Source organism: Bradyrhizobium sp. BR 10261, assembly GCF_019455395.1.
In the GTDB taxonomy this organism is placed as follows: Bacteria; Pseudomonadota; Alphaproteobacteria; order Rhizobiales; family Xanthobacteraceae; genus Bradyrhizobium; species Bradyrhizobium manausense.
The window spans coordinates 266,183-278,477 of the sequence record NZ_JACOFQ010000004.1 but is presented as its reverse complement, the minus strand read 5'-3'; the positions used below and the strand labels follow the sequence as shown (position 1 = coordinate 278,477).

Genomic DNA, 12,295 nt, shown 5'->3' with positions numbered 1-12,295 from the left:
GGCGTTGTCAGTGCACGGCCTTTTTGACGAATTTCAATATTTTCTGAGGGGGCCCTTGTTAAACGGAGGGTGCCTCCGTATCTTCGCGGGGTGTCGGCTCGGAACATGTCCGCGCTGGCGCGATATCGACAGTGGTCACGGCGGTGACGCGCTGCGCGATGACTCATGTCCATATCTGATCGGAGCCCTGTATGAACCACTCCATCAGCCTCACCGTGAACGGTGCACGGCGCGACTTCGTCCTCGACGATCCCCGCGTCACGCTGCTCGATCTCCTGCGTGAGCGCCTCCATCTCACCGGAACCAAGAAGGGCTGCGACCGCGGCCAGTGCGGCGCTTGCACCATCCTCGTCGACGGCAAGCGCATCAATTCCTGCCTCGCGCTCGCCATCAGCCATGACGGCGCCGACATCCTCACCATCGAAGGTCTCGCACGTGGCGGCCAGCTTCATCCCGTCCAGGCCGCTTTCATCGCCCATGACGGATTCCAGTGCGGCTTCTGCACGCCCGGTCAGATCATGAGTGCGATCGGCATGATGCAGGAGGCGCAGGCCGGCAATGACCCCGAACGCATTCGTGAGTGCATGAGCGGCAATCTCTGCCGTTGCGGTGCCTATGCCGGCATCGTCGATGCCGTGCTCGAGGCGCAGGCCGGTGCCGACGAAACCAACCAGAGGCGTTCCGCATGAAACAGTTCGATTATGTCAGGCCCGCCACGGTCACTGAAGCCGTCGCCGCCGCCGCCCAGCCGGGCGCAATCTATCTTGCCGCCGGCACCAATCTGCTCGATTTGATGAAGGGCAATGTCACCCGCCCGGATCGCCTGGTCGACGTCACCCATCTCGACGGGCTCGATGGAATCGAGCGTCTCGCGGATGGATCGTTGCGGATCGGTGCGCTCGTCAGCAATGCCGATCTTGCGCATGACGTGGAGTTCGCGAAGGCCTATCCGGCCGTCGCGGAAGCGCTGCTCTCCGGCGCGTCCGCGCAATTGCGTAACGCCGCGACCGTGGGCGGCAACCTCCTGCAGAGAACCCGCTGCGCGTATTTCTATGACACCGCCAGCCGCTGCAACAAGCGCGAGGCCGGCTCCGGCTGCGACGCCCGCGACGGCGAGAACCGGTCCCATGCCGTGCTTGGCTGGAGCGACCGCTGCATCGCGACGCACCCCTCGGATTTCTGCGTGCCGCTGCTCGCGCTCGACGCCATTGTCGAGATCGAAGGCAAGAACGGTCGTCGCGAGATCGCGCTCGATGAATTGCACCGCCTGCCGGGCAATACGCCGGAGAATGAATCCGCGCTCGAGCCTGGCGACCTCATCATCGCAGTGCGTCTGCCGCCCGCCGCGCGCGGGTTTGCCGCGCATGCGCGCTATCTCAAGGTCCGCGAGCGGACGTCCTACGCGTTCGCCATTGTCTCGGCCGCCGCGGCGCTGCGGATCGAGAACGGCAAAATCGCGGAGGCACGGCTTGCGCTCGGCGGTGTCGCCGCAAAGCCGTGGCGCGCCCGGGCTGCGGAAGATGTCCTCAAAGGCGTCGCGCCCACCGCAGATGCCTTCCAGAAAGCCGCCTGGCGCGCGCTCACCGACGCAAAGCCGTCCGGCGACAACGCCTACAAGATCGAGCTGGCGCGCCGCATCGTCGGGCGCGCGCTGACCCTTGCCGCAGCCGGGACGCCCGCGCGCATCCCCGCGCTGCCGGCCTCCCCCTTTGCTTCGACCTCTGGAGCCATTCATGCCTGAGCTCAATCTCACCAGCGCTCCCGCCCATCTTCGTCATGGCTCGAGCATCGGCCAGCCGCTGACCCGCCGCGATGGCGTGCTCAAGGTCAAGGGACAGGCAACCTACGCCGCCGACAATCATCCGCCCGGCATGCTGTTCGCGGTGATGGCCGTGTCCAGCATCGCGCATGGCCGCGTGATTTCGCTCGATGTTGCCGCTGCCAAGCGTCATCCCGGCGTGGTCGATGTCATGACGCCGGGTCACAAGCCTGAGCTTGCGATCGATCCTGAAATCAAGACCAATCCGTTCGTGTTCCGGATGGAGGTGCTGCAGAGCAACGAGGTCCGCTACGCCAACCAGCCCATCGCCGTCGTGATCGCCGAGACGCTCGAGGCGGCGACCGAAGGCGCGGTGCTGCTGGCGCCCCGCTATGAGACGCTGCCCGCGCTGGTCGGCCTTGATGCGGGCAAGAGTTACGTGCCACCCGTCGTCGGTGTCGGCAATCCCTCGCAGATTCATCACGGCGATGTCGCGGCAGGCCTTGCTGCCGCCGACAAGCAGATCGATGCGACTTACGAGACGCCGGCGCAATATCACAACGCCATGGAGCCGCATGCGATTGTGGCTCACTGGAACGGCGACCATCTTCAGATCGACATGCCAACTCAGGGGCTCATGCTGTCGCTTGCCCGCGTCGCCGAGCTGTTCGGCCTTGCGCCCGACAAGATCCACATCCGCAGCCCCTTCCTCGGTGGTGGGTTCGGCTCGAAGGGACTGATGGCTGGCCCCCCGGTGCTCGGCATCATGGCGGCCAAGTTGGTCGGAAGACCGGTCAAGCTGGTGCTGCGCCGTGAACAGATGTATGGCCCGGTCGGCCATCGTGCGCCGACGCGTCAGCGCTTGCGCATCGGCGCCGACGCCGAAGGGCGCCTGACTGCGCTCGATCATCACGCGCGGACCGTGTCGAGCACGTTCGACGATTTCTACGAGCCGGCTGCCGATGCCTCGCATACGCTCTATGCGAGCCCGGCGATCCGTACCTCGCATGACGCCGTGCGTGTCAACACCGGCACGCCCCTGTTCATGCGCGCGCCGGGCGAAGCGACCGGTTCGATCGCGTTGGAAAGCGCGATCGACGAGATGGCCTGGGCCTGCGGCATGGACCCGCTCGCCTTCCGCCTGAAGAACTATGCGGAGGTCGAGCCGATCACTGGAAAGCCGTTTTCCTCGAAAGCGCTGCGGGCCTGCTACGATCAGGGCGCGGCGCGTTTCGGCTGGGCGAAGCGCACGCTGCAGCCGCGACAGATGCGTGACGATGCCGGACTGCTGGTCGGCTGGGGCATGGGCACCGCGACGTTCCCCGCGCTGATGTTCCAGGCTGAAGCGCGTGCGGCGATCCGTCGTGACGGCACTGGCGCGATGGAGATCGGCGCGCATGACATGGGGCAGGGCGCCTGGACGGCACTGGCCCAGATCGCGGCCGATGCGGTCGGCCTCGATATCGACCGCGTCACGTTCAAGGCCGGCACGTCCGATCTGCCCGATGCCGGCATTGCCGGCGGCTCGGCGCATACGGCGACGGCGGGAGCTGCGATCCACAGCGCCGGCGCGGCCGTCATCGCCAAGCTTGCCGATCTTGCCACCAATGACGAACGATCGCCGCTGTTCGGTGCCGGCAATACCGGCGTGATTGCGCGCGATGGCCGCCTGATCCGGCGTGACGACGAGAGCCGCAGCGAGAGCTACACCGAGATCCTGGCGCGCGCCGGTATCGCCGAGGTCGAGGCGCGCGGCACTGGCGCGCCGAATCCGGCGGCGATGGAGGAATATGCCATGCACGCCCATGGCGCGGTGTTCGCCGAGGTGAGGGTCGATCCCGAGCTCGGCCAGATCCGTGTCACCCGCATGGTCGGCGCCTTCGCGGCAGGTCGCATCGTCAATCCGCATCTGGTGAAGAGCCAGCTGTTCGGCGGCATGATCTGGGGCATGTCCTTCGCGCTGCACGAGGAGGCCATCACCGACCGCCGCACTGGCCGCATCATGAATGCCGATCTCGGCGAGTACCACATTCCGGTGAATGCCGACGTGCCGCCGCTCGATGTGATCACGGTCGAGGAGCACGATCCGCATGTCAATGCGCTCGGCATCAAGGGTGTCGGCGAGATCGGCATCACCGGCAGCGCCGGCGCCGTCGCCAACGCCGTCTGGCATGCGACCGGTGTGCGGGCGCGACGTTTCCCGATCAGGATCGAGGAGCTGCTGACGCAGCGCTGAGGTCCGACAAATAGATGCTGCCGCAAGGCGCGATGATGATTCACCGGAATTTCATCGCGCCTTAGCGGATCTCGCTCGTCGGCTTGTCGATGTCTTCGGACGGTTTTGCCGGAAACAGCCGTGCCGTCGAGGAGATCGTGGTGTTGCGCTTGCATTTCGGCTCGTCGTCAGCGTTGTCGCTGTTGCCCTCCCGCTTCCTCGCGAAATCGTCGTCGAGCCGGTTGACAACGAGCATGCCATGGTCGCGCTCGAGCGTATCAGGGTTCTTGCGCTGCTCGCTCGAGCGGAACGTGCCGCCCTTGATGTCGCCGCTGATCTCGTAGTCGCAGCCGCCTTTCCAGTCGGCCTGCGACCATTTCCAGCCCTGGGCGTCGACCGAACCGTCCTTGTCCACGGTGATCCTGATGACGGCGTTATAGGCGAGCCAGGTGCCGGCGAGGCCCACGCGCTTGTCATCAAAGCCTTCGAGCAGCGCGATGCGTTCGCGCTGCAAGCCGTTGAGACGGTCGCGCCCGAACACAGTATAATGCATCGCCGACGTCCGCTTCTCCCATGCGGGATGCAGGAATTCGGGATATTGCAGAGCTTGGGCACCCACCCAGTGGCGCTGGTCATCCGTCAGCCCGCGTCGCGTTGCATCGTCCAGCCGCGGCAAGAGCGCTTTCCATGCGCGGTTGAGCCGCTGGTCGTTCGCGGCCAGATCCGGGTCGGCACAGATTTCCTCGTCGGTCGCCGTTTCAGGCCGGATGCAATCGAAGGTCGGCATCACGAAGGCGGTATCGGTCTTATCGGTCCCATTCTGCTTGGCGCTCGCGAAATAGGTACCGGTAACCTGGCCAAGGCGATCGCAATCCGGATCGTTGGAGAACGACCATTGCTCCTCGGTTGCCAGGACCACCACGCGGAGCGTGTCGCCCTGGCGCCGCAATTTGATCGATACCGGACCGGCGGGTTTCGGGCCGGGCTCGGACGGTTGTGTCGGGACTGTGACGCCTGCGAGCCAGCCGTCTGCACCCGGCTTGAGATTAGCCTTGAGCGTACAGTGCCAATGCTTGTCGCTGCCATAGTCGGAGTTCAGCTCCGCAGCGAGACGATAGCTGCCGGTCTCGGTCGCCGTCACGGTGAGGCCACCAAAGGCGTTGGCCCAGGCGCCGGTCAGGCCGCTGCGACCGAAGCCGCGAGCGAGGTCATCCAGCGCGGTCGCGCGCTGGCGCAGCACGTCGGTCAGGTTCTGCCGCAGCTCGGCCTCGTCGGCGTCCTCGACGGTATAGGCGGCTTCCTGGATCATCTCGTTGAACCAGACTTGGTCGCGCTTGAACAGCGCCCGAACGTTTGCCGGCGCCTTTCCGACCGCCGCCGCAAACGATGCGTCGATTGCGGCTGCAAGCTTGTCGTAGCCGTAAGCCTTGCAAAACTTGCTTGCGCCGCCCTCGATCTTGCTGCCGTCGGAGTTTTTCGCGCAGAACGTCATCGTCAGCGGCCCGCTGCTGCTGGCGCGCATGAAATCGTCCATCGCGTCGGCGAGGGCGGGGCTGAGCAACGCGGCTGCAAGCAGCGCGAGGCGGACAGGCCGGGACATGGGCGGCTCTTGGGCAGCTCTTGGGCGGCTCTTGGTCGAAGCAGGTTCGGATCTGCTCCTTGGTCGCCGCTTGCGTCGTTCCGGTTCAGGACGCCGCACGATGTCGCGTCCGCCCCGGTGGCCGGATCAGTTCATCATCCGGCGGAGCGCCTTGATCTGCTCTCTCTGCTCTTGGATGTATTTCTCGATGGCCGCCCGCAGCTCCCGTGAATGGAGCTTTCTTGTATCGCGCTGAACTTCGTCGAGCGCAGCTTCTGCATTGGCGAGGGTGGTCTTCATCGTGCGCTCCGTTACGAAGCGGCCCCGGAGTGCCTAGGAGTCCGGGGCCATAACCTCAACACCTTTGCGCGAGGCTGCTCGGCTACATCTCGTAATATATAGGAGGCCGGCCCGCAGAAATTGAGCTGGCTCAAGTACCGTAAGATGCCGGTGCTCCGTATGATTGCGGATGTCGCGATCGCCCTTCAGAACGTCGGCGGCGTGCAGGCCGAAATCACCTCGCACGGCTTGCCGCCGACACAGCGGAAGCGGTGCGGACGGCGGCTTTCGAAATAGTCTTCGACGGTGACGTTAGGTTTGCGGCGCCTGCGTGCAGCGGGCGCCGCGTTTCGTCCAATCAGGCGGCTGGCCGCTCAAGCAGATAGGTCTTGGCAATCTTCCTTTGGTTCGCGGTGATCGCCAGCGCATCGAGGGTCTTCGCAAACCGTGTTGCGATTTTCCGTGCTGCCGCATCCTTTCCATGCAATTCATCAAACCATTCAGCTTTGCCGACGGTGCCGCGCAAATCCAGATGCGTGAAGACGGCGTTGTACTTCGATGCGAGCGCCTTTAACCGGGTATTATATGCATCGATCATCAATCGAACGATCGCTTGGCAAAGTCCCGCATTGAAAGTCGGATCAAGGCCCCTAGATTGCATCGGCGACCCTAGCCAGGGACCTTGAGGACGAGGAATCACGTAATCGTAGCCGTGCATGATGATCTTCTTGCTGGCATGCCGCGCAGCCATTGGCAGGATCAAGCCGGTTTCGATATTGGATACGACGATATCGAGATTATCGAAGAAGGATTGCCTGACATAGTACGGAGCGTCGGTTGGCTTGGCGTGATCAACGTCAAAGAGGTTCAAGAACGACGCTAGGCTGCCATTGCCCAAGATATCATTGCCACCCGCGGAGAAGAGCTGCAGTTCGTAGCCCGAATCGACATACGGCCAAAACTCTCCAGCCAGCAGCATTTCATCGAGCGTGTCGCCCCAATGAGCCAAGTTCGTTATCGAGTAGCCCCACTCCTGAAGATAATCAATGCAAGTCCTCGGAAAGGGAAATACGTGGGGCAAGCGGAACCAGGAGTCGCCCTCGGCCACGATCGGACGCTTCGTCGGTGCTCCTTTCCTCGCCTTTTTTCCTCTGCCGGGCGAGGGAATGTGGCGGACGAGCTGATCAGCGTCGCGTGCCAGCGACTCGACATTTTTGAGGTCGACATTGTCGGGATTGATGTAGGTATTGAAGTCGAACGGCCGATGAGGGTTCGGTTCGACCAAGAAATAGTCCCGGGCGTCCTGGGGCGTAAGTCTTTGTGATTGGATCTTCTCAACCAATTGAGAAAACGAAATGCGCTTTGTCATTCGAACATTCTCCTTCCCTGCGGGAATATAGCTCTACGGGGCAGCGGGAAGCCGCAGTGAGCGACTTCCTTTTGGAGCAGATCTCTTCTCCGTAGCTGTCACCGGGCGCACGCAGTCGAGGCTCGGCACGATGGACGACGCCTCGGCCTTGTCGGCCACGTCGGACCTGCCGCTCGCGAATACGTGCCGGTGATCTGCCACAGATGGACGACTGTTTAGATGCCCCTGCCGGAACCGCAGGGGCATCTAAGCGGCTCGATGGGGCTCATTTCATTCCGGCGAAAGCTGCCTCCAGCTTCTTGGTAGCGTCAGCCGAGATAGTGGTTTCGACGTAAGCGTAGGCTGGCTCCGCAGCCATCTTCCGGACGGTGGTGACCGGGTGATCGAAGCCAAGTTGGGTCAATTCATCGACCGTAAATATCCCAATCGATACGTGCTGGCGATAGATGTCGACACATTCTCCAACGTGGATAGGACCGATATTCGCGTCGATGCAAAGCCGCAGTACCATGTCAAATTCGATCGAGTGACTGGTGCGGTTGAAGTTTGCCAAGCAGGCTTTCGCCGCGAACACGTAGTACCGCGCCTCTACGCAACTGTTCCCCATCGGGATACGCTGTCGATTTCCAGCGATTTCGATTTCTAGGAAAAGATCACTTCCCTCGGCAATGACCCTAATACAGGCCCTTGCCTCGAGGCATTTGTCTCCGTCGAAGGGAATGTGGATGCACCACTTCTTGCCAGCGCACGCTTCCCAGATCGTAGTCATTGCTCGTTTCTCCACCGTTAGTGCCACCTCAGCGTGGCGCGAACGAAGGATGGCGTCGGTGGCGTGAGGCCCCCGTCAGGCTTACGTCAAGGATTCGTGAAAAGAGACTGGCGTGTAGCTTGATAGTTGAGCAGCGGAGCGGTTCGCGAACGTCGTGGTCTGAGCCGACATCCGTCGGGCAACCCGAATGCATCTCGCGTCACCCGATAGATGTCTTCTTGGTGGTCAGGTCCACCAATATTCCCAATGTGACTGGTTCTCAATTCGTGCATTGAAGCTTTGCCCAAGGCAACCTTCAAGACGCGCCAAGAACGCGGCGATCGCTGCGGGCAGTGCGGCGCCGAGAGTCGCCAAAGCAGCGACGATGGCCGCCAGCAGGCCCGCGGCAATGGCCTCTTCGATGCACGATCGGATGCGTGCTTCATCCGGCCCCGTGACGATCAGCGTGAGATCATGACGGAGCTTTTTCATTTCGACGTGTGGCAAGGGGTCGAATTTGACGCGTCCAGTCGGCTGGAAACTGTCATCATATGAGCCCAAGTGTCGTTGCACGATCACCGTGGCCGGAGCTAGGGTCTTGGACGCGATTCCAGCCAACTCAACGGCCTTGTCCGTCAGCTTGGCCTCGATGTGATTGTTGCGAGCATGGACTCGGATACCGACGCACCAGCTCGGCTTATGCTCGATCGCGTGAGCGGATACTGGGAGGACGACCTGACCGACAATGCCGGTTGGTTCGTCCCCGATCAAGTCGAAGTCCCAGAAACCGTCCTTAGGCGGCACGATGTAGTAGCGTTGCATGAGGCGGACATGGGTCCATCCCGTGGTCGGAACCCGTCCGGTCGCCGCGATCGAAATCAGTGGCTCGAACGGAGCTGGCAGCTTCAGAATATGGGCATGGACAGCGTCGACATCGCTAACGAGGGCCATTTTAGTCTCCATCATGATCGGCTGCGATGTTGCAGCCGCGACGGAGCGTGGAGTACTGGTGTGAGATCAGCGTCAGGAAATCGCCAACCGGCCGTGAAAAAGGAACTATGCGGGAGCGTAGAAGAAGAGATCGTATTTCTCTGACTCGAATCGATCCCCTTGATCCTGTTCACACCGGATATCGCCGCCGGACCGGCGAGACCTGCGGGGCAGGTACGATAACCTCGCCCAGGCGCGCCCGATCGGCCGTGGCCACCGGACTACCCTGCGGCGCCGTGACCGAGCTTGCGGCCAACTGCTCGGCAAGCTGTCGAACCACCTGAGGGGCGGCGACACTCGTTCCTCGCATGAGCGCAGTCGATCCGCTGAAGGTACCCGCGGCGACCACCCCCCAATGAGCATCGCCTTCATCGCCGATGGCGGCGCAATCGGGGCCGGCTCTCAGTTTGGTCGGACCGCTTGAGGTGTAGTCCGCAGGCGGGTATCCGTCGGTCGCCTCTGCGGCGCCGACCACCACAACGTGATCGGGGCCGTCGGCCGAGGACGTCGCGATCGACGACAGTGTGTCGCGGTAGACGATGGGGCAGTCCGCGGCGTGCTGCCGATAATCGCCGGTCTGCGTGTCGCGGGCATAAGCTTGCGGATGATCAAGCCGCGATTGACGCCCGCGGCGCGGGTAGCCGAAGGGCGTGTCGTCCCGCTGAACGTAAAAATGTACCGCGAGAGTTTGACGCGAGCGATTCATGATCGAAATGCCCCATCTGCCCGAAGGCGCCAGATCCCTGGCGTCGTCGTTGCGGACCGTTGGATTGATCGCCAGCAGAATTCGCTCGCGTGTGCCGGGGCCCGTTCCTGTCACTAGATAATAAATTCCCGCGATCGGCCGGCCTTCGCTGGCAAGTTCGCTAACCCGGTTGGCCTTCGGGCGGATCTTGACCGGAGGAAAGCCGCCCGGCGGCGTCAGCTTGATTTCGACGGAGCAGTGTTTTGGCGCCGCGCTGCCCCCGTCGATCCATATTTCCAGGAAATTTGCCGTCTTGTCGTCCGGAAGGACGACCCAATCCAGAGACTGCGCCTCGGCGCTTGCGAGTGTCATGCTGGCGGTCAGGCGCGCCCGATAGTTGTTGCCGGCCGGAACGACCAGACGGGTCGGCGCGACGTGCTTGCTTCGATGGTGAACCAGAGCAAGGAGCGTTCGCTCCAGCAGCAGCGTTCCATCCTTCGGACCCGCCGAGAGCCCATAACTGAAGTTGATGACGAGCGGAACAGGCGCCTTCTGGTCGATACCGAACTGGTCCGCCCAGGCCATGATCATTCTGACCCCCTGCAGCACGTAGCTTCCCATCGTGACACCCGAAGTGTCGATGGTCGCGGCAGACGGCAATTGGACGGCGAAGATCGGTTGGTCCTTGTGCTCGCCACCGGCTGCAAGATCCAGCACGTGCGTGCCATGTGTAACCTGGGATGCCAAGGCGTTATACTGGTTGGCAGCAAAATCTGTGGCTCCGATTTCTCGATAGATGTCATCGTCTCTGTCGTGAGCTGCAAGAAGATCGTTTATCGACTGCCCGTCAAGCCGCTGCCCGAAGAGCACACCGTTATCGCGGTCCCGCCGACGCTCGGTCTCCTGCAACCAGATCGCCGCGATTCGAGAACCATGTCGCGAACTGCGGAACCGGTCGTGAGCGAATGCAATTCCATCGTCGACGATACCAATTGCGACGGTCTTGTTCGTCACGATGGGATGGGGAAAGGTCAGGGGCTGCGCGACCTCATTGCGGTCGTTGAAGCTCAGTCCAACAACGGGCGGTCCGGCAAAAATGGTTTCATAGAAGTCGTACTTACGATAGTCGCCGTTGTCGTAAATGAAGGGTTCGAGCCGATAGATGAAGAATTGCGCTTCGATGCTGTCGATGGGGCTGCCGGACCTGATTCTGCGGGCGAGCACGGCCCTCTCATCGTCCGACATGCGTATGGTGAGGGTGCCTGCCGAAACTTTGTCTTCGGGTTGTCGGCCCTCATCGACTGCGCTCTCAAGCTTGCCGAGGGCCGGCAGGTAATCGTCGCCGTTCGGGACCAGTTGGATCAACACCGGACACCAGATCTCGCCTGTCGACTTTCGCGTCCGATATTCCCAATCGAGGTAGGAATCGGGACGCTTACAGATTGCTTCTTGCCAGAGGGCAGTCATCGTGCGGCCTTCGGACGCGGATTGATCATCAGCGTGCATTCGGCGATTGCTTCATCCCAAAGGCGGCGCAGAAGGCCGGACTCTTCCATGCTGACAGCAGTTCCCTCTTTGATCGTCGGCTCTGGTTTCTGGGTAACTTCCTTGCTCTTGAAGTAGTCCATCTTCAGGACGCGCTCGTACGAGAAATCGCCGTCGAACCCGCGTCCGTCGAACGTTCGTGGCCGAACCTTGGCCGTACGGAAGCGGGCAACGAAAAATTCGGCCAGCGTCCGGCCGAGTACCATTCCGGCGACACTGTCGACCGGGAAGTGGACGCCTGCAACGGTACGATTTATCGCGATCCGCTCCGCGATCCGCATGAGCTGAACGAAGACGGGATCGGTTTCCGATGGCTCGGTCGTGCTTGCCTGGGTAATCAGATCGTAGAACACGAAAGCGGCCGCGAAAGATTCGCATGAATGGCCGCTTGGCAGTGAACCGTGTCCGGGCGTCGAGATCATTGGCTGGATTTGAGGTGAGTATTCGACCGGCCGCCGACAGGCGAGTGCGTGCTTGATCCTCATCTCGATCACGCCGGTGACGCCGAGCACGAGCTTGAGCACTTCTGCGGTTCTCCGCATCCGATCGGGATAAAGGAAGCCGACAGATCCAAGGAAGCCCAGAATGTTGGTCTGCTCGGCCACGATTTCGCCGCTCCGCTCAGATCTGAGCGCTGCGTAATTGTTGACGTAGTTCAGCTGTGCCGCAAAATCTACGTCACGAGGCCTAAGCAGATGAATCAGGGACTTGCTGGCAGCATCCCGGCGGCTCCGATACTCGACGGCAACCGACTCCTTGCCGCTGTCGTCGTAATAGATTCCCGCCAACATCTCTGCCTGCAGCGTCTTCAGTCGAACGGGAGCTGACCAAAGGTCAAGGGCCGAGCTATCCGTGGCGTAGTTCGGAGGCGGGCTCTCGACCTTTTGCCAGGCCCCGACCACGCCTTCACGGCAGGTGATCAAAGCGCGGGCGGTGAAGGCCGAAGTTGGACGAAGGGATTCGCCGCTCTCGCCACTTTCTCCGCTTTCTCCGCTTTCGCCGCTCTCACCGCTTTCCCCGCTCTCGCCACTTAGCCAAGCCATTGCTACCGTCCTCCCTCAGGTGCTTAACCTAGCCTGATGTTCGATTTGCAGTTGACAGGGGTCAAGATGCGCATGGTCAAATT

General features: G+C 62.0%; 10 protein-coding genes and 1 pseudogene. 3 read left to right on the top strand and 8 right to left on the bottom strand.

Annotated elements, in window-relative coordinates; translation table 11 throughout:
- The first annotated feature begins 191 nt into the window (after nucleotides 1–191).
- The 3 genes from HYH07_RS06645 to HYH07_RS06635 are packed head-to-tail and all read left to right on the top strand — an operon-like array spanning nucleotide 192 to nucleotide 3,995.
- The gene (locus HYH07_RS06645) at nucleotides 192–689 is read left to right on the top strand and encodes a (2Fe-2S)-binding protein (RefSeq protein WP_220001725.1); all 498 of its coding nucleotides are present in this window, start codon (nucleotides 192–194) and stop codon (nucleotides 687–689) included.
- Entirely contained in the window at nucleotides 686–1,741 is a 1,056-nt protein-coding gene (locus HYH07_RS06640; RefSeq protein WP_220001724.1) for a xanthine dehydrogenase family protein subunit M, read from the top strand. The genes HYH07_RS06645 and HYH07_RS06640 overlap by 4 nt, the downstream gene beginning before the upstream one ends.
- Entirely contained in the window at nucleotides 1,734–3,995 is a 2,262-nt protein-coding gene (locus HYH07_RS06635) for a xanthine dehydrogenase family protein molybdopterin-binding subunit (RefSeq protein WP_220001723.1), read from the top strand. Before HYH07_RS06640 ends, HYH07_RS06635 begins: the two co-directional genes overlap by 8 nt.
- A gap of 61 nt (nucleotides 3,996–4,056) precedes the next feature.
- On the opposite strand, the gene HYH07_RS06630 is transcribed toward HYH07_RS06635, so the two are convergent.
- The 8 genes and pseudogenes from HYH07_RS06630 to HYH07_RS06595 form a co-directional block, all read right to left on the bottom strand.
- On the bottom strand, nucleotides 4,057–5,574 hold the full coding sequence (locus tag HYH07_RS06630) for a lysozyme inhibitor LprI family protein (RefSeq protein ID WP_220001722.1): 1,518 nt from the start codon (nucleotides 5,572–5,574) through the stop codon (nucleotides 4,057–4,059).
- 126 nt (nucleotides 5,575–5,700) lie between these two features.
- Nucleotides 5,701–5,853 carry a hypothetical protein gene (locus HYH07_RS06625; protein WP_220001721.1) on the bottom strand — a complete coding sequence of 51 codons (153 nt, stop codon included), beginning with the start codon at nucleotides 5,851–5,853 and terminating at the stop codon, nucleotides 5,701–5,703.
- Nucleotides 5,854–6,038: 185 nt separating this feature from the next.
- Nucleotides 6,039–6,128 (bottom strand): annotated as a pseudogene (locus HYH07_RS06620) (cupin domain-containing protein); the annotation flags it as partial.
- Between the two features lie 62 nt (nucleotides 6,129–6,190).
- Nucleotides 6,191–7,201, bottom strand: a complete 1,011-nt coding sequence (locus HYH07_RS06615; RefSeq protein WP_220001720.1) for a hypothetical protein — start codon at nucleotides 7,199–7,201, stop codon at nucleotides 6,191–6,193.
- Nucleotides 7,202–7,466: 265 nt separating this feature from the next.
- Nucleotides 7,467–7,970 carry a hypothetical protein gene (locus HYH07_RS06610; RefSeq protein ID WP_220001719.1) on the bottom strand — a complete coding sequence of 168 codons (504 nt, stop codon included), beginning with the start codon at nucleotides 7,968–7,970 and terminating at the stop codon, nucleotides 7,467–7,469.
- Between the two features lie 225 nt (nucleotides 7,971–8,195).
- A complete protein-coding gene (locus tag HYH07_RS06605) occupies nucleotides 8,196–8,900 on the bottom strand; it encodes a hypothetical protein (protein ID WP_220001718.1) in 705 nt (234 codons plus the stop codon).
- 169 nt (nucleotides 8,901–9,069) lie between these two features.
- Nucleotides 9,070–11,130, bottom strand: a complete 2,061-nt coding sequence (locus HYH07_RS06600) for a hypothetical protein (protein WP_220001717.1) — start codon at nucleotides 11,128–11,130, stop codon at nucleotides 9,070–9,072.
- Nucleotides 11,088–12,212: a phosphatase PAP2 family protein gene (locus HYH07_RS06595; protein WP_220001716.1), complete on the bottom strand. Its 1,125-nt coding sequence runs from the start codon at nucleotides 12,210–12,212 to the stop codon at nucleotides 11,088–11,090. Before HYH07_RS06595 ends, HYH07_RS06600 begins: the two co-directional genes overlap by 43 nt.
- Nucleotides 12,213–12,295 lie beyond the last annotated feature (83 nt).